The sequence below is a fragment of the Acidovorax sp. JHL-9 genome (assembly GCF_000426205.1).
In the GTDB taxonomy this organism is placed as follows: Bacteria; Pseudomonadota; Gammaproteobacteria; order Burkholderiales; family Burkholderiaceae_C; genus Acidovorax; species Acidovorax soli.
In genome coordinates this window covers 52692-69418 of record NZ_AUEX01000002.1, presented here as the reverse complement: position 1 = coordinate 69418, position 16727 = coordinate 52692, and the positions used below count along the sequence as shown (strand labels likewise).

The following is a 16727-nucleotide window of genomic DNA, read 5'->3' as shown; positions in this document are numbered from 1 at the left end:
CCATTCACGCAGCCAGGCGCGCACGCTTGGCCGCCAGGCGCTCTTCATCGCAGCGCGGGCAGAACGGGTGCTCGCCCGCCAGGTAGCCATGCGTGGGGCAGATGGAGAACGTGGGCGTGACGGTGATGTAGGGCAGGCGGAAGTTGGTGAGCGCCCGTTTCACCAGCTCGCGGCAGGCCGCGCCGCTGGACAAGCGCTCGCCCATGTACAGATGCAGCACGGTGCCGCCGGTGTACTTGCCCTGCAGGGCCTCCTGCCGCTGCAGCGCCTCGAACGGGTCGTCGGTGAAGCCCACGGGCAGCTGCGACGAGTTGGTGTAGTAGGGCTGCTCCACGGTGCCCGCCTGCAGGATGGCAGGCCAGCGCTTCTTGTCTTCCTTGGCGAAGCGGTAGGTCGTGCCTTCGGCCGGTGTGGCTTCCAGGTTGTAGAGATGGCCGGTTGCTTCCTGGAACTGCGCCATGCGCTCGCGCACATGGTCGAGCAGGCGCAGCGCAAACTGGTGGCCCCAGTCGCTGGTGATGTCGTGCTGGTCGTGCGTGAAGTTGCGCACCATCTCGTTGATGCCGTTCACGCCCAAGGTGCTGAAGTGGTTGCGCAGCGTGCCCAGGTAGCGCTTGGTGTAGGGGAACAGGCCCTGGTCCATGAGGCGCTGGATGAGCTTGCGCTTGGTCTCCAGGCTCTGCTTGCCCAGCTCCAGCAGGCGGTCGAGCGCGACGAACAGGCCGGCCTCATCGCCCGCATGCAAATAGCCGAGGCGTGCGCAGTTGATGGTGACCACGCCCAGGCTGCCCGTCTGCTCCGCACTGCCGAACAGGCCATTGCCGCGCTTCAAGAGCTCGCGCAGGTCCAGCTGCAGGCGGCAGCACATGGACCGCACCATGTTCGGTTCCAGCTCCGAGTTGATGAAGTTCTGGAAGTACGGCAGGCCGTACTTGGCCGTCATGTCGAACAGCCGCTGCGCGTTCTCGCTCTCCCACGGAAAGTCCCGGGTGATGTTGTACGTGGGGATGGGGAAGGTGAACACGCGGCCCTTGGCGTCGCCCGTGGTCATCACGTCGATGTAGGCGCGGTTGATGAGGTCCATCTCCACCTGCAGGTCGCCGTAGGCAAACGGCATTTCTTCGCCCGCGATCACGGGCACCTGCTCGCGCAGGTCGTCGGGGCAGGTCCAGTCGAAGGTGAGGTTGGTGAACGGCGTCTGCGTGCCCCAGCGCGAGGGTACGTTGAGGTTGTAGACCAGCTCCTGGATGCACTGGCGCACGGCCGCGTAGTCCATGCCGTCCTTGCGCACAAAGGGCGCCATGTAGGTGTCGAACGACGAGAACGCCTGCGCGCCCGCCCACTCGTTCTGCAGCGTGCCCAGAAAATTGACGATCTGCCCCACGGCCGAGCTCATGTGCCTGGGCGGCCCCGCCTCCACCTTGCCGGGCACGCCGTTCAGCCCCTCGTGCAGCAGGGTGCGCAGCGACCAGCCCGCGCAGTAGCCGCTGAGCATGTCGAGGTCGTGGATGTGCATATCGCCATTGCGGTGCGCCTCGCCGATCTCGGGCGTGTACACATGCGAGAGCCAGTAGTTGGCCGTGACCTTGCCCGCCACGTTGAGGATCAGCCCGCCCAGCGAGTAGCCCTGGTTGGCGTTGGCGTTCACGCGCCAGTCGGCCCGCGTGAGGTATTCGTTGATGGAGCTTTCCACATCCACCAGCGTCTGCCTGTCGGCGCGCAAGGTCGCGTGCTGCTCGCGGTAGACGATGTAGGCACGCGCCGTGGCCAGGTGGTTGGCGGCGATCAGCGTCTGCTCGGCCACGTCCTGGATCTGCTCCACCGTGGGCGCCTCGCCGTGGAAGCGGTGGACCAGCACCTTGGTGACCTGCGCGGTGAGCAGGGCCGCCTCTTCGGCGCCGTATTCGCCCGATGCCTGGCCCGCGCTGGCGAGTGCGGCACGGATGCGTTCGGCGTCAAAAGGAGCGCGCTGCCCGCTGCGCAGAACGACTTCGCGGGGCAAGGTGACAAGGGTGGACGCCATGGTTTTTCACAATCCGTCAAAAAGGGGTTTAAACACTACCTATGGTGTGCACGATACCCATCAAACACTACCTATAGTTTGATAAAGCACAAACAGCGGACATGGCCAGTCCCCTGAAAAGCGCGTTCTGCCGCTGCAGCGCCTTCGCGTGATGGACCTTGAACAACCCCTTCTGCAAGCTTGGCCACGGACGCATGGCGGAGTGACGCCGACACGGGCACTGGTACATACTGCCGCCTTGACACCCCCTGCGAACGCCCTCGCCTCCCCCCCCCCTGACGTCCACCTACGACATGACCACCATGCACAACCCCCACGCCACGGTCGCCATCGCCGCCGTGATGGGCCGTGGCCCACGGCTGGAAGGCGGCAGGCGCGCCCTGCCAGCGTTGCCGCAAGGACTGTGCACCGGCCTGATCGCCCTGGTGCTCGCCGGCTGCGCCGCACACAGCCCGGACATGCCCGCACAGCGGGCGCCCGACGACAGTGCCAGCGCCCGCTACGGCGCCGACCTGGACTATTGCAGGCAGCACGCCGCGCAGGTGGGCGTGGTGGCTGAAACGCTGGACGGCCTGGTACAGGGCGCCCTGGTGACGGCCGCGCTGGTGTGGGGCCTGGGCTACGGGCACGACACGGTGCGCGACTGGGCCGCCGTGGGCGGCGTGCTGGGTGCCACGCAGGGGCTGCAGGCGCTGGAACGGCGCCAGCGCACCGAGGCCGCCTGCATGGCGACACGGGGGCACGGCCCGGTGGCAGCCGCACCCCCACCGGGGCCATGGCGCCCCGCGCCCGCGCCGGCACTGCCCCGCCAGATTGGCTCCGACGCCTTCAGCGCCGAGCGCCTGGCGCGCAGCCAGTCGTGCAGCGAACAGCCGCTGGCATCGCTGGCGGCCAAGGGCCCGGGGTTCGAGACCTACAGCGTGGCCTGCACCAACGGCGATGCGCTGGCGATCCGCTGCGAGTTCGGCAATTGCAGGGTGTTGCGCTGAAGTGCGTGGTGTGCTGCCCAAGAGCTATCAGAATCTTTCACACACGCACCGCACACCCCCGTGCACCTTGCCTGGCCATTGCTTCCCGGACATCATGGTGGCCGCCCGAAGATAGACGAAAGAGGCCCACACCATGACCGCCTGGCGCACGCACGAGGTTTTCAACCAGTTCGACGAACTGGCCGATTTCAACCTGCTCGGCACCGACACCGCCCTGGGCGAAGCGCTGGAGCGTGCGGGCGCACTCTGGGCGCGGCCGCAGCTGTCGGCCTACGGCCAGCAGCTGGGTGCGCAAGAAACCTGGCGCCTGGCCGAGGCGGCGAACCGCCACACGCCCACGCTGCATGGCTTTGACCCGCGCGGGCGGCGCATCGACAGCGTGGAGTTCCACCCGAGCTGGCACGCACTCATGGCCTTGTACCGTGGGCAGGGCCTGGTCGCCCTGCCGTTCCGCGACACACAACCCGGCCGCTGGGCCGCCTGGGCGGCGGGTTTTTATCTGCATGGCCAGGTGGAGCAGGGCACGCTGTGCCCGGCCACCATGACCACGGCGAGCATTCCGGTGCTGCAGAAAGAGCCTACGCTGTGGGCGCAGCTGCAGGCCCCGCTGTTCAGCAACGACTACGACGCACGCGATGTGCCGCTGGCGCAAAAACGCGCGATCTGGCTGGGCATGGGCATGACCGAAAAGCAGGGCGGCTCGGATGTGCGCGCCAACACCACGCTGGCCACGCCGTTGCGTTCGGGTACCGGCGGGCGCGGTGGCGAATACCTGCTGCGCGGCCACAAATGGTTTTTCTCGGCGCCCATGTGTGATGCGCACCTGGTGGTGGCGCGCACGGCCGAGGGCGGCCACGCCTGCTTCTTCGTGCCGCGCTGGCGGCCCGACGGCAGCAAGAACGCGGTGATCGTGCAGCGCCTCAAGGACAAGGTGGGCAACCGCAGCAATGCGAGCAGCGAGGTCGAGTTCGAGGATGCCTGGGGCATCCTGATGGGTGAGGAAGGACGCGGCATCCCCACCATCATCGAGATGGCCACCACCACCCGGCTGAACTGCGTGCTGGGCAGCGCCGCCATCCTGCGCCAGGCCACCGTGCAGGCCCTGGCCTATGCCCGCCAGCGCCAGGCCTTTGGCAGGCGCCTGGCCGAGCAGCCACTGATGCGCGCTGTGCTGGCCGACCTGGCGCTGGAAAGCGAGGCCGCGCTGGTGCTGGCCATGCGGCTGGCCGAGGCCTTCGAGCGTGACGACAGCCCCGTGCAGCGCGCCTGGAAACGCGTGATGACGCCCGCCGCCAAGTTCTGGGTCTGCAAACGCGCGGTGGAGCTGACCGGCGAGGCCATGGAAGTGTTGGGCGGCAACGGCTATGTGGACAGCAGCGTCATGGCCCGCCTGTTTCGCGAGGCGCCCGTCAACTCCATCTGGGAGGGCTCGGGCAACGTGATGTGCCTGGATGTGCTGCGCACCATCGGCCGCGCGCCCGAGGCCGCCATGGCCTTGCTGGCCGAACTGGCGGAAGCCGCTGCGGGCGAGCCGCTGTTGCAGGCCGAGCTGCAGGCGCTGCGCAGCCTGCTGGCCACGCCGCCCGAACAGCGCGAAGCCCTGGGCCGCATGCTGGTGCAGCGCCTGGTGCTGGTGGCCCAGGCCTGCCTGCTGCGCCGCCATGCGCCGGCAGCGGTGGCCGATGGTTTCATGGCCACACGGCTGGGCAGCGCAGGCGCGGGCCGGGTGGTGGGGGCCATCGACACCCGGGTGGTGGACGTGGCCGCGGTGCTGGCGCGCGCTTTTCCGGCCTGATGCCCCATGCAGCCCAGACGCTTTGTGCACAAGCGCTGGTCGCCAGGAATAAAGTTTCGCCACGGCACCGCACAAAGCTCTTTCCCGGCACGGGCTGCTGCCCCCACAATGGCGGCCATGCTTTCCATTCAAGACATTCGCGATGCGGCCACCCGGCTGCAAGGCCAGGTGCTCGACACGCCGTGCGTGGAATCGCGCACGCTGTCGGACATCGTCGGCGTCCAGGTTTTCCTGAAGTTCGAGAACCTGCAGTTCACCGCCTCCTTCAAGGAGCGCGGCGCCTGCAACAAGCTCACGCTGCTCACCCCGGCCGAGCGCGCGCGCGGCGTGGTGGCCATGAGCGCGGGCAACCATGCGCAGGGCGTGGCCTACCACGCGCAGCGCATGGGCCTGCGCGCCGTGATCGTCATGCCGCGTTTCACGCCCGGCGTGAAGGTGGAGCGCACGCGCGGCTTTGGCGCCGAGGTGGTGCTGCACGGCGACACGCTGGAAGAGGCGCGCGCCCATGCCTACCATCTTGCCGACGCCGAGGGGCTGGTGTTCGTCCACCCTTACGATGACGAAGCAGTGGCGGCGGGCCAGGGCACGCTCGCGCTGGAGATGCTGCAGGCCGTGCCCGATCTCGACACCCTGGTCATCGCGGTGGGCGGCGGCGGGCTGATCGCCGGCGTGGCCACCGCCGCCAAGGCGCTGCGCCCGGACATCGAGATCATCGGCGTGCAGACCGCGCGCTTTCCGGCCATGGTCAATGCCATCAAGGGCACGCACCACCCGCAGGGCACCTCCACCATCGCCGAGGGCATTGCCGTGGGCACGCCCGGCACCCTCACCCAGGAAGTGGTCAAGCGCCTGGTGGACGATCTGGTGCTGGTGGACGAGGGCGACATCGAGCAGGCCGTGCTGATGCTGCTGGAAATCGAGAAAACCCTGGTGGAAGGCGCAGGCGCCGCCGGCCTGGCCGCGCTGCTGCGCTACCCCGAACGCTTCCAGGGCAAGCGCGTGGGCCTGGTGCTGTGCGGCGGCAACATCGACCCGCTGCTGCTGGCCGCCATCATCGAGCGTGGCATGGTGCGCTCGGGCCGGCTGGCGCGCATCAAGGTCAGCGCACGCGACATTCCGGGCGTGCTGGCACGCATCACCGCCACCGTGGCCGATGCGGGCGCCAACATCGAGGAGGTGCACCACCAGCGGGCCTTCACCATGCTGGCCGCCCAGAACGTGGAGATCGAGCTGGTGCTGCAAACCCGCGGCCAGCCCCATGTGGCCCAGGTGCTGCAGGCCTTGCGCGCGGCCGGCATGGAAGCCGCGCTGATGTAACGACGCCGTGGGCGCCGCGATCTTCGGCGCTGCAGCTAGAATCGCAGCAGTTCTACGCCCTTTGGAGTTCTTGCCATGTCTGACCACAACACCTCGCACGCCCCCGAAGCGCACTCGGCCGACGCCGTGGAAAACGTTGTCCCGCTGATTCCCGTGGTGTTGCCCGTCGTGGGTGCCATCATGATTTTCCTGCTGGCCTTCATTGCCGTGAACATGGCCTGAGGCGCACGCCGCAGCCGCCACGAACCCCGCAGCGCGGGGTTTTTTTACGCCCACCCTTGCCGAAAGATGCCACCCATGCGATCCGGACACGCCCTCGTACTTTTCTCCGGCGGACAGGACTCCACCACCTGCCTGGCCTGGGCGCTGGCGCATTTCGCCCATGTCGAAACCATCGGCTTCGACTACGGCCAGCGCCACCAGGTGGAACTGCAGGCGCGCCACGCGGTGCTGGGCGCCCTGCGCGCGGGCTTTCCGCAGTGGCGCGAACGGCTGGGCGAAGACCACATGATCGATCTGTCCGTGCTGGGCCAGATCAGCGACACGGCCCTGACACGCGCGACGGAAATCGTGATGGATGCCGCTGGCCTGCCCAATACCTTTGTGCCGGGACGCAACCTGCTGTTCTTCCAGCTCGCCGCCGCCGTGGGCTACCGGCGCGGGCTGCACACGCTGGTGGGCGGCATGTGCGAGACCGATTTCTCGGGCTACCCGGATTGCCGCGATGACACCCTGAAGGCCCTGCAGGTGGCCATGTCGCTGGGCATGGGACAGCGCTTCACCGTGGAGACGCCGCTGATGTGGCTGGACAAGGCCGACACCTGGCAACTGGCCCGCACCCTGGGCGGGCAGGCGCTGGTGGACATCGTCCTGGAACAATCCCACACCTGCTACCACGGTGTGCGCGACACGCGCCACGCCTGGGGCTACGGCTGCGGCACCTGCCCGGCCTGCGCCCTGCGCAAGGCCGGGTATGAGCGCTGGCAGGCCTCGCAGGCCTGAATTCACGGTCATCCGGGCCACATAGCCGCATAACCTCATGCTTTTTTTGCATGATTTTGACCCGTGGCTGACAGACAAACCGGCGGCAGATTCATAAAATCGTCATCCCAGCCGACCCGCGGATTCCGTGGCATAGCCTCCACCCCGTGGGGATTCGCCATGCACCCGCCCGCCGACTGAGCACCTCAGCCGTTTTTTCAAAGGCAGCGCTCAGCACCGCAATTGCGCCAGGCCTCGCCGCGATCCACCTGGTCCGCTTCCTTTGAAAAAACTGTTTTTCAACTTAGGAAGCTCCCCGATGAACGCACCCACGATGCAGGGCCTGAATCTCAATGCCCCCGCCTACGTCAAGAACGCCCGCCTGCTGGCCTGGGTGGCCGACATGGCCGCCCTGTGCAAGCCCGATTCCATCTACTGGTGCGACGGCTCCAAGGAAGAGTACGACCGCCTGTGCCAGCAGCTGGTGGACGCCGGCACCTTCAAGAAGCTCAACCCGGCCAAGCGCCCCGGCAGCTTCCTGGCCTGCTCCGACCCGTCGGACGTGGCCCGGGTGGAAGACCGCACCTACATCTGCTCGGCCGCCAAGGAAGACGCCGGCCCGACCAACAACTGGATGGCCCCGGCCGAAATGCGCGCCACGCTGCAGCCGCTGTTCGACGGCTGCATGAAGGGCCGCACCATGTACGTGGTGCCCTTCTCCATGGGACCGCTGGGCAGCCACATCGCCCACATCGGCGTGGAGCTGACCGACAGCGCCTACGTGGCCGTGAACCAGCGCCTGATGACCCGCATGGGCAAGGCCGTGTACGACGTGCTGGGCGTGGACGGCGAGTATGTGCCCTGCATGCACACCGTGGGTGCGCCGCTGGCGGCTGGCGAGAAGGACAGCACCTCCTGGCCCTGCAACCCCAAGGTCAAGTACATCGTGCACTACCCCGAGACGCGCGAGATCTGGTCCTACGGTTCAGGCTACGGCGGCAACGCACTGCTGGGCAAGAAATGCCTGGCGTTGCGCATCGCCTCCACCATGGGCCGCGACCAGGGCTGGCTGGCCGAGCACATGCTGATCCTGGGCGTGACCAACCCCGAGGGCAAGAAGTACCACGTGGCCGCCGCCTTCCCCAGCGCCTGCGGCAAGACCAACTTCTCCATGCTGGTCCCCCCAGAGGCCGGTTTTGCGGGCTGGAAGGTCACAACCATCGGTGACGACATCGCCTGGATCAAGCCCCATGCCGACGGCAAGATGTACGCCATCAACCCCGAAGCCGGCTACTTCGGCGTGGCCCCCGGCACCAACATGCACACCAACCCGAACTGCATGCGCTCGCTGGACAAGGACGTGATCTTCACCAACGTGGCCCTGACCGACGATGGCGACGTGTGGTGGGAAGGCATGGAAAAAGACGGTGGCGGCATCCCCGCCCACCTGATCGACTGGCAAGGCAAGGACTGGACGCCCGAGATCGCCAAGGAAACCGGCGCCAAGGCTGCCCATCCCAACTCGCGCTTCACCGTGGCCGCCACCAACAACCCCGCGCTCGACCCCCAGTGGGACGATGCCAATGGCGTGGCCATCGATGCCTTCATCTTCGGCGGCCGCCGTTCCACCACCGTGCCGCTGGTCACCGAGGCCCGCACCTGGATGGAAGGCGTGTACATGGCCGCCACCATGGGCTCCGAGACCACCGCCGCCGCCTTCGGGGCCCAGGGCGTGGTGCGCCGCGACCCGTTCGCCATGCTGCCGTTCTGCGGCTACAACATGAGCGACTACTTCCAGCACTGGCTGGACATGGAGCACAAGCTGGAGGAATCGGGCCACACCCTGCCCAAGATCTTCTGCGTCAACTGGTTCCGCAAGGGTGAAGATGGCAAATTCGTCTGGCCCGGCTACGGTGAGAACATGCGCGTGCTCAAGTGGATGATCGACCGCATCGAAGGCCAGGCCCAGGGCCAGGACACGATGTTCGGCATTGCGCCGCAGTACGCCGAGATCAACTGGACCGGCCTGGACTTCAGCGCCCAGCAGTTCCAGACCGTGACCCATATCGACAAGGCCGCCTGGACGGACGAGCTCCAGCTGCACGATGCGCATTTCGAGCAACTGGCCTACCACCTGCCCAAGGAACTGCTGGAAACGCGCGCCGCCATCGCAAAGCGCCTCGCGGAAGTCTGACGCGAGCACCGCGCTGCGGAGGGAGCATCGCTCCCCCTTGGGCGCGAATGCCATGCGCTGAAGCCGCCCGTCCCTTACCGGGGCGAGGCGGCTTTTTCATGCGGGGGCTGCCGGGCCGGCTGCGAGCGCCCAGCAAAAAGCCGTGGACTGTGCCACGGCTTGGGATGTTGCGCCCACCGGCCATGCCGGGGGTGCAGGGAGTCTGAGCGGTGCTCAGCCGTACTTGCGCAAGTGCTGCTGGCTGGTGGCGGCAGCGCTCATGGCGCGGCTCAGGTCCGCCATCATGCGGGCATCCCGCAGGGCGGCATTCCAAGTGCGCTGGTCTTCGGCAGACTGGCGGCGGCTTTCCAGCCAGGCCTTGTAGCCGGTGCGCAGCACTACCGCAGCGCGACGGGCCGGCGTGGCAAGCAGGGCGATGGCGGCAAATGCCACCACCCACAGCACGGTCCAGGCGGCCAGCAGATGGCCGTCGCCCCAGGTGTCGACCACCTGATTGGCCACCACGAGCAGCGCTGCAACCACCGCAGCCAGCAGCATGGAAGCTGCGCCCCTTGCGCCGTCAAAACCTGCAGCAACATTTTTCAACGCCACGATGGCATTCTCTGCTCGGGCCACGCCGAGGTGCTGTGTGGAGTAATCCACTTGTGCAAAACTGGTCATTTCAAGATCCCTTTCAAACGCTTTTGGCGAAATTGCCGGGCGATGGAAGGATATTAGGGTTTACCCTTTATTTATTCAAATTTATATTATGAATTCAATTCATTCATATCATTGATATATGGATCATCTCCCGCCCGTCAACTTTCGCTCCCTCGATCTGAACCTGCTGCGCGTTTTTGACGAGGTGATGGCCGAGCGCAGCCTGACCCGGGCCGCGCACAAGCTGTCACTCACGCAACCGGCCGTCAGCAATGCCATGCGCCGCCTGCGCGACGTGCTGGGCGACGATCTGGTGGTGCGCAGCGGCCACGGCGTGGAGCCCACACCCCGCGCGCTGGCGCTGTGGCCCACGGTGCGCGAAGCCCTTGCGCAGTTGCAGGAATCACTGGCGCCCGGCCTGTTCGAGCCCGCCACAGCCACCTCCACCTTTGTGCTGGCCCTGTCGGACGCCACCGCCGCCACGCTGGTGCCGGGCCTGGTGGAGATCATGGAGCGCGAGGCACCCGGCATTTCGGTGCGGGTGGTGCCGCTCACCACGCGCGACCCCCGCCGCCTCCTCGAAGAAGGATCCGCCGACATGGCCGTGGGCTACTTTCCCGCCGTGCTGGCCGACCTGACGGCGCGGGCACAGTCGGGGGGCGTGGTGGCCTTTGACAGCCGCCGCATCTACGACGGCGAATATGTGTGCGTGATGCGCCAGGGCCATCCGCTGGCCGTTGCGCCGCTGACGCTGGACCAGTTTTGCGCCGCGCGCCACATGCTGGTGAGCTTTTCCGGGCGCCCCTTTGGTTTCATCGATGAAGCCCTGGCGTCGCTGGGGCGCGAGCGGCGCGTGGTGCTTACCGTCAACCAGTTCTTCACTGCGGGGCGGGTAGTGGCCAGTTCCGACCTTCTCACCGTGCTGCCACGCCACTTTGTGCCTGTGACCGGCATCGCCGAGGCACTGGTGCTGCGCCCCCTGCCACTGGATGTGCCGGCGGTGCATGTGGATGCGCTGTGGCGCCGGCGCGGTCCGCAGCAGACGGCCATCAACTGGTTGCTGCAGGCACTGGCACGCGCCGCCCGGCGCACCTTCCCCCAACCGGCGGGCCGCCCCGCCATCGACTGACGCCCCATGAAGATACAGCTGTTGTCCGACCTGCACCTGGAGGCGCATCCCCATTTCGAACCCGAGCCCGCCGCGGCAGCGGATGTGCTGGTGCTGGCCGGCGACATTGGCGCGTACCCGCAAGGGGGACTGCTCACCGACCAGGCCTTCGGTCTGGAGCGCTTTTCTCCGTTGCCGCAGTTTGCCGGCTGGCCCACGCCCGTGCTGTTCGTGCCCGGAAACCATGAGTACGACGCACAGGACTTCGACGCAGCCCATGCCCGGCTGCGCGCGGTCTGCGACCGGCTGGGCATCGCCTGGCTGGAACGCGAGACCCTGGTGCTCCATGGCGTGCGCTTTGTCGGCACCACGCTCTGGAGCGACTTCGACGCCCTGGCCGACCACGAAGGCAGCACCGACCTCGCGCGGCGCCTGAAACAGCGCGACAAGGCCTTTCGCGCCGCCAACTTCTATCTGCGCAAGACCGGCGGGACACGCCATGGCGAGCCCTTTCTGGCAGAGCCCGTGCGCGCCCAGGCACTGCAATGCCAGCAGTGGTTGCGCGCAGCACTGGCACAACCGCACACCGGGCCCACGGTAGCAGTCACCCATTTCGCACCCAGCCTGCGCAGCGCTGATCCGCGCTATGGGCTGGTACCCGGCACCGCCGGTTTCTGCAATGCCCTGGACGATCTGCTGCCCCTGGCCCGGCTGTGGCTGCACGGACATCTGCATGCCCCCAGCGACTACACCGTGACGGGCACCGACGAACAGGGAGCGGCCTGGCAATGCCGCGTGGTGGCCAACCCGCTGGGTTATGCACGCAAGGGGGAACAGGCCATGTTCCAGGCGCAGTGCTGTATTTCCGTATGATGGGCACAGGCTGACAAACTTTCCGTGCGCACGAGGAAACCTGACACAGCTCAAGACAAGAACAACGCGCGCCGATTAGCCTGAACCACCCATTCCGGAGAACACACCATGAACATCCTGCTTGCTGTCGACGGCAGCGCCTACACCAAGAAAATGCTCGCCTACCTGGCCACCCATGAAGAATTGCTGGGCGGCACCCACGAGTACACCGTGCTGACCGTGCAGGCCCCGCTGCCCGCACGCGCACGCGCTGCGCTGGGCAAGGAAGTCGTTGACACGTACCACGCCGAAGAAGCCGAAAAGGTCCTCGCTCCCGTGTGCAAGTTTCTGGGCCGCCATGGCGTGGATGCCAAGCGCAGCTTCAAGGTGGGCGCCGTGGGCGAGACCATCGCCAAAGTGGCGGACACCGGCAAGTTCGATCTGCTGGTCATGGGCTCGCATGGCCACGGTGCCATCGCCACGCTGGTGATGGGCTCGGTCACCACCCAGGTGCTGGCCCACAGCAAGGTGCCCTTGCTGATCGTGCGCTGAGGCTGCGCTGCCGCCAACCAAGCCCTGCCTCGGCAGGGTTTTTTTCGTCCCCCGTCAGCCGCCAGGCCCCATAAGAGCCCACCGACTTGCGTGGACATCCATGGGCTGCATGGTGGCCTTGCACACGGAGGTTGCGCGTTTTCGCGCGGCCCATTTCACCGCACAACACGGCACCGCCAGTTCGGGTGCAGAACACTAGCGTGCCGCCAGTCCATCAAAACAGGTGCGCACCACCAGGTCGACGATTTCTGCGTCCGAATACTGGCCGCCTTCCTTGAGAAACCCCACCACGGGATCGCATGCGCGGGCAAACAGGGTGTACAGCACCACCAGCGGCGGCAACGCAGGGTTGATGAGGCCTTGCGCCTGCGCCTCGGTGATCCATTGGCCAATCTGGTCGCTCACCGCCACCAGCCCGTCCAGATACTGCGGGCTCGCCATGAGCACCGCCCGCAGGCTGGAATTGCGGTTGGGCAGCAGCGGCATTTCGTTGGTGATCAGCCGCTCCAGCGACCAGCGCACCAGATCCTGCAGCTTGTCCTGCGGCGGCATTTGCGCGGGCAGGGTGTCCAGGTAGGCACGCACACGCCCCAGTATCTGGACCATGGCGGCGCAGCACAGGTCCTCCTTGCTGGCGAAGTGTTTGTAAAGGCTGGCCTTGGCGATGCCCACGGCATTGGCGACATCGTCCATCGTCATCGCGTCGAAAGACTTTTCACCCAGCAGGCGGCAGGTAGCCTGCAGGATGGCGTCTTCGCGCACCTGGTGCATCTGTTCCTTGAAGGAAACCTTGGTTTTCGGCATTTGCATACCGAGATCTTATACACACCGGTCCAAAAAAGACTTGAGCAATTGCATTGCAACCACACCGTTCATCCCAGCAACGAAACCGGACGCGCGCACCGCGTGCCGCGCTTCGCTGGAGAAAACCCGCGCGGCCTCAGGGCACCAGTGCCTCGGCCGCAGCGTGGGTCAGGGCCGCCGTCAGGGCGTCGAGCAACTCCGATTCCAGGTTCCAGCAATGCCAGTACAGCTGGATGGGCAAGGCGCACCCCGGGGCCAGCTCCACCATCGAGCCGTCCGCCAGGGCGTCCCGTGCCAGCAACTCTGGCACCACGCCCACCGCCCAGCCTGCGGCCACAGCCCGCATCTGGCCCTCCGCGCTGGGCACGAAAAGGTGGTTGAGCGCCACCCGCTTGAGCCCGAATGCGCGCGCCACGAACTCCGAGGCCATGTCGTCCTTGCGGTTGAACGACAGGAACGACACATCGCGAAAATTGTGCGGCGTCAGCCCTTGCGGCAAGTACTTCCGGGCAAACGAAGCCGAAGCCACCGCCACATAGGACATGGCCCCGAGCGGCACCATCTTGCAGCCGCGCAGCGCCTGCTTGAGCGTGGTGACACAGCCCAGCACCTGGCCGGAGCGCAGCCACTCCTGGGTGAAATCCTGGTCGTCCACGATGATTTCCAGCGGCAGGCGCTGGCGCACCAGGTCGTGCAGCGCATCCATCGCCCAGGTGGCAATGCTGTCGGCGTTGATGGCAATCGAAATGCGCTCATCCTCGCGCGTGCCACCGGGGGTGCTGGGGGCGAGCTCCTGCAGATCGCGCTCCAGATCGGCGCGCAGCAGGCGCATCTGCTTGGTGTGCTTGAGCAGCAACTGCCCCGCCGAGGTCGGCCGCAGCGGCCGGCTGCGCACGATGAGCACCGAGCCCACCTGCGCCTCCAGCGCGCGCAGGCGCTGCGAAACCGCCGACTGTGTAACGTTCAGCCGCTGGGCGGCACGCTCGAAACCGCCCTCTTCCACGATAGCGGCAAGGCATTCCAGGGCGGCGGGATCGTAGGTACTCATGGTTTTCAACTCGCGCAAAAAGGGGCCACTCTGCAGCGCACTTCATTAGATGCACTGATGTTTTTGGAGCAAGTTTAATTTTGCTTTTAGAGCAACGCAATGTCGCGCACACTGCGCCCCATGAAAACCATTGTTCTTGGCGCCGGCATCATCGGCATCAGCACCGCCTGGCATCTGCTGGAGCGCGGCCATGAAGTGACCGTGGTCGATCGCCAGCCCGACGCCGCGCTGGAAACCAGCTTCGCCAATGCGGCACAGATCTCGGTGAGCTACTGCGAGCCCTGGGCCAACCGTGCAGCACCATGGAAGGCGCTCAAGTGGATGTTCGACAAGGAGGCACCCCTGCTGTTTCGGCCCCAGCTCGACTGGGAGCAGTGGCGCTGGTGCCTGAAATTCCTCGCCCAGTGCAACGACAGCGCTTTTGAACGCAATGTGCAGCAGATCGTGGCCCTCGGCGCCTACAGCCATGCGGCGCTGAAGGACGTGGTGCGCAGCACCGGCATCGAATACCACCGGCTCGAACGCGGCATCGCGCATTTCTATTCCGATCAGAAATCCTTGGACGAAGCAGGCCACGCCGTCGAGGTGATGCGCCAGTTCGGTGTGCAGCGCCGCTTGGTCAGCAAGGGCGAGCTGCTGCAGATCGAACCCGCCTTCAAGGCCTACGGCGACCGCATCACCGGTGGCACCTACACCAGCACCGACGAAAGCGGCGATGCGCGCGTGTTCACGCAGCAACTGGCCCGCCGCTGCGCCGAGCGCGGCGCCAAGTTCTTGTATGGCCACGATGTGCTGCGACTGAACAAGATTGGCAATGCTATTGATTCAGTCGCTGTCATCGATCGCCAATCGGGCGTTGGCGGCAAGAAAGATTATCTGTTGAAGGGCGACGCCATCGTGGTGGCCTGCGGCTCCTACAGTGCGCCGCTGCTGCGCACCGTGGGTGTGGATCTGCCCATCTACCCCGGCAAGGGCTACAGCGCCACCTTCCCGCTGCGCAAGCCCGAGGGCGCGCCCATGGTCTCGACCATCGACGACGGCAAGAAGCTCGCCATGAGCCGCCTGGGCGATGTGCTGCGCGTGGCCGGCACCATCGAGCTGGGCGGGTTCGACCTGTCGCTCGACAGCCCCGTGGCCCGGGCGCGCTGCCACATGCTGTCGCGCCGCATCGAGGAGATCCTGCCCGGCGTGTGCGACACCCGCACGCCCGAGCAGGGCGGCAACCCGCAGTACTGGACCGGCCTGCGCCCGGCCACCCCCACCAACATTCCCTTCATCGGCAGCACGCGCCTGGGCAAGCTGTGGGTGAATGCCGGCCATGGCACCCTGGGCTGGACGCATGGCGCGGGCTCGGGCAAGGCCCTGGCGGAGCTGATCAGCGGCGCACGGCCCGCCATGGACTTCGGCTTTCTGGGCACCGAAGCCGCGCCGCCCCGGCGCGCGGCAGTCGCGGCCTGAAAGCCCCCGGCTCAGCCTCTCAGTGCAGCTGGCGCTGCTCGGCCAGAAAGTCGAGCAACGCGGCGTCGAATCTGTCCGGGTCTTCGAGCTGCGGCCAGTGCCCGACATGCGCCAGGCTCTGGTGGCGCGCATCGGGCAGCACATGGGCCAGGGCCTGCAGCGCGGCGGGGGGCGTGCAGGGGTCCATGGCGCCGCCCAGCAGCAAGGTGGGCATGGCCAGGCGCATGAAGGCCGTGGCATCGCGGTCAAACAAGGCCAGCAGCTGCAGCGCCCGCCGATAGGTCGCCGGGTACACCTGCGACAGCGCATGGCCCGCCAGCCGTACACCCTCGGGCAAGGCCCCGCTGCCGATGAACCGGGGCACGAGGGCCTGGGCCAGCTGCGCCATCGACTGGCCGCCGTCCACCGCTTCCAGGGCCTGCAGGCGGGGGCTCACCCAACGGCGCAAGGCCTCGGCATCCAGGCCGGGACCGCCGGCACAAAGCACCAACCGCCGCACCAGCGCGGGCTGGCGCAAGGCCACCTCGGCCGCCAGCATGGCACCGAGCCCATGCCCCACCAGCGTGACCGACCCACACTGCAGCGCCGCCACCAGCGCCAGGCAGCTTTGTGCCAGGCCCTTGAAGGTGTAGGGCTCAATGGGTGCGCTGTGGCCATAACCCGGCATGTCCCACGCCACGGCGCGGTAGCCGGCAGTGGCCAGCCGCTCCACCTGGGGCGCAAACGCGAGATGGCCGCCATCGGCATCGTGCAGCATGAGCACAGTGGGGCCGGCGCCCAGCGTGATGTAAGTAGGTAAGCGTGCCATGCAGTGTTCCGGAAAAGAGCCCACGCCTGCGCGGCCGGGGGCGCCACACCATAATAGCCCTCCCCATCTCCACGGCCCCGCGCCCCCGTTTTTGTGAACCGTTCCCCGCAACCACCTGCCCTGGCCCGCCCGCCGAGTTTTTCTGCGCGCGAGTTTCGC

General features: G+C 66.8%; 15 protein-coding genes. 10 read left to right on the top strand and 5 right to left on the bottom strand.

Features of this window, described 5'->3' with window-relative positions; genetic code table 11:
- Positions 1-4 precede the first annotated feature (4 nt).
- Positions 5-2023, bottom strand: a complete 2019-nt coding sequence (locus K225_RS0101935; RefSeq protein WP_026434837.1) for a ribonucleoside triphosphate reductase — start codon at positions 2021-2023, stop codon at positions 5-7.
- Positions 2024-2325: 302 nt separating this feature from the next.
- On the opposite strand from K225_RS0101935, the gene K225_RS0101930 reads away from it, so the two are divergent.
- The 6 genes from K225_RS0101930 to K225_RS0101905 all read left to right on the top strand — a co-directional run bounded on the left by K225_RS0101930 (position 2326) and on the right by K225_RS0101905 (position 9299).
- A complete protein-coding gene (locus tag K225_RS0101930; RefSeq protein WP_238323163.1) occupies positions 2326-3012 on the top strand; it encodes a glycine zipper family protein in 687 nt (228 codons plus the stop codon).
- A gap of 133 nt (positions 3013-3145) precedes the next feature.
- A complete protein-coding gene (locus K225_RS0101925; RefSeq protein ID WP_026434835.1) occupies positions 3146-4807 on the top strand; it encodes an isovaleryl-CoA dehydrogenase in 1662 nt (553 codons plus the stop codon).
- Between the two features lie 117 nt (positions 4808-4924).
- Entirely contained in the window at positions 4925-6124 is a 1200-nt protein-coding gene (locus K225_RS0101920; protein ID WP_026434834.1) for a threonine ammonia-lyase, read from the top strand.
- A gap of 75 nt (positions 6125-6199) precedes the next feature.
- Positions 6200-6346 carry a hypothetical protein gene (locus tag K225_RS22410; protein WP_167544060.1) on the top strand — a complete coding sequence of 49 codons (147 nt, stop codon included), beginning with the start codon at positions 6200-6202 and terminating at the stop codon, positions 6344-6346.
- A 75-nt stretch (positions 6347-6421) separates the two neighbouring features.
- On the top strand, positions 6422-7126 hold the full coding sequence (gene queC, locus K225_RS0101910; protein ID WP_026434833.1) for a 7-cyano-7-deazaguanine synthase QueC: 705 nt from the start codon (positions 6422-6424) through the stop codon (positions 7124-7126).
- Between the two features lie 298 nt (positions 7127-7424).
- Complete coding sequence (locus K225_RS0101905) at positions 7425-9299, top strand: phosphoenolpyruvate carboxykinase (GTP) (protein WP_026434832.1); 1875 nt, start codon at positions 7425-7427, stop codon at positions 9297-9299.
- 213 nt (positions 9300-9512) lie between these two features.
- Here the strand turns inward: K225_RS0101905 and K225_RS0101900 are convergent, their stop codons facing one another.
- Complete coding sequence (locus K225_RS0101900; RefSeq protein ID WP_026434831.1) at positions 9513-9959, bottom strand: hypothetical protein; 447 nt, start codon at positions 9957-9959, stop codon at positions 9513-9515.
- Between the two features lie 118 nt (positions 9960-10077).
- Between K225_RS0101900 and K225_RS0101895 the strand changes: the two genes are divergently transcribed.
- From K225_RS0101895 to K225_RS0101885, 3 genes are all read left to right on the top strand, one after another.
- The gene (locus K225_RS0101895) at positions 10078-11067 is read left to right on the top strand and encodes a LysR family transcriptional regulator (RefSeq protein WP_026434830.1); all 990 of its coding nucleotides are present in this window, start codon (positions 10078-10080) and stop codon (positions 11065-11067) included.
- Between the two features lie 6 nt (positions 11068-11073).
- Complete coding sequence (locus tag K225_RS0101890) at positions 11074-11919, top strand: metallophosphoesterase (RefSeq protein WP_026434829.1); 846 nt, start codon at positions 11074-11076, stop codon at positions 11917-11919.
- Between the two features lie 108 nt (positions 11920-12027).
- Positions 12028-12450: a universal stress protein gene (locus K225_RS0101885; RefSeq protein ID WP_026434828.1), complete on the top strand. Its 423-nt coding sequence runs from the start codon at positions 12028-12030 to the stop codon at positions 12448-12450.
- 195 nt (positions 12451-12645) lie between these two features.
- On the opposite strand, the gene K225_RS0101875 is transcribed toward K225_RS0101885, so the two are convergent.
- Positions 12646-13260, bottom strand: a complete 615-nt coding sequence (locus K225_RS0101875) for a TetR/AcrR family transcriptional regulator (RefSeq protein WP_034711577.1) — start codon at positions 13258-13260, stop codon at positions 12646-12648.
- A 130-nt stretch (positions 13261-13390) separates the two neighbouring features.
- Complete coding sequence (locus K225_RS0101870) at positions 13391-14302, bottom strand: LysR family transcriptional regulator ArgP (protein WP_026434826.1); 912 nt, start codon at positions 14300-14302, stop codon at positions 13391-13393.
- A gap of 120 nt (positions 14303-14422) precedes the next feature.
- On the opposite strand from K225_RS0101870, the gene K225_RS0101865 reads away from it, so the two are divergent.
- Positions 14423-15760: a D-amino acid dehydrogenase gene (locus K225_RS0101865; RefSeq protein WP_026434825.1), complete on the top strand. Its 1338-nt coding sequence runs from the start codon at positions 14423-14425 to the stop codon at positions 15758-15760.
- Positions 15761-15779: 19 nt separating this feature from the next.
- Here K225_RS0101865 and K225_RS0101860 read toward each other — a convergent pair whose 3' ends face one another.
- Positions 15780-16568, bottom strand: coding sequence for an alpha/beta fold hydrolase (locus K225_RS0101860; protein ID WP_026434824.1), 789 nt, complete (start codon positions 16566-16568; stop codon positions 15780-15782).
- Between the last annotated feature and the right edge of the window lie 159 nt (positions 16569-16727).

What these genes read in the sequence shown, in the direction of transcription:
- queC (WP_026434833.1), top strand. Translation starts at nt 6,422, where the DNA reads ATGCGATCCGGACACGCCCTCGTACTTTTCTCCGGCGGACAGGACTCC.
- K225_RS0101900 (WP_026434831.1), bottom strand. Translation starts at nt 9,959, where the DNA reads ATGACCAGTTTTGCACAAGTGGATTACTCCACACAGCACCTCGGCGTG.
- K225_RS0101935 (WP_026434837.1), bottom strand. Translation starts at nt 2,023, where the DNA reads ATGGCGTCCACCCTTGTCACCTTGCCCCGCGAAGTCGTTCTGCGCAGC.
- K225_RS0101905 (WP_026434832.1), top strand. Translation starts at nt 7,425, where the DNA reads ATGAACGCACCCACGATGCAGGGCCTGAATCTCAATGCCCCCGCCTAC.
- K225_RS0101920 (WP_026434834.1), top strand. Translation starts at nt 4,925, where the DNA reads ATGCTTTCCATTCAAGACATTCGCGATGCGGCCACCCGGCTGCAAGGC.
- K225_RS0101875 (WP_034711577.1), bottom strand. Translation starts at nt 13,260, where the DNA reads ATGCAAATGCCGAAAACCAAGGTTTCCTTCAAGGAACAGATGCACCAG.
- K225_RS0101870 (WP_026434826.1), bottom strand. Translation starts at nt 14,302, where the DNA reads ATGAGTACCTACGATCCCGCCGCCCTGGAATGCCTTGCCGCTATCGTG.
- K225_RS0101890 (WP_026434829.1), top strand. Translation starts at nt 11,074, where the DNA reads ATGAAGATACAGCTGTTGTCCGACCTGCACCTGGAGGCGCATCCCCAT.
- K225_RS0101930 (WP_238323163.1), top strand. Translation starts at nt 2,326, where the DNA reads ATGCACAACCCCCACGCCACGGTCGCCATCGCCGCCGTGATGGGCCGT.
- K225_RS0101885 (WP_026434828.1), top strand. Translation starts at nt 12,028, where the DNA reads ATGAACATCCTGCTTGCTGTCGACGGCAGCGCCTACACCAAGAAAATG.
- K225_RS22410 (WP_167544060.1), top strand. Translation starts at nt 6,200, where the DNA reads ATGTCTGACCACAACACCTCGCACGCCCCCGAAGCGCACTCGGCCGAC.
- K225_RS0101925 (WP_026434835.1), top strand. Translation starts at nt 3,146, where the DNA reads ATGACCGCCTGGCGCACGCACGAGGTTTTCAACCAGTTCGACGAACTG.
- K225_RS0101860 (WP_026434824.1), bottom strand. Translation starts at nt 16,568, where the DNA reads ATGGCACGCTTACCTACTTACATCACGCTGGGCGCCGGCCCCACTGTG.
- K225_RS0101895 (WP_026434830.1), top strand. Translation starts at nt 10,078, where the DNA reads ATGGATCATCTCCCGCCCGTCAACTTTCGCTCCCTCGATCTGAACCTG.
- K225_RS0101865 (WP_026434825.1), top strand. Translation starts at nt 14,423, where the DNA reads ATGAAAACCATTGTTCTTGGCGCCGGCATCATCGGCATCAGCACCGCC.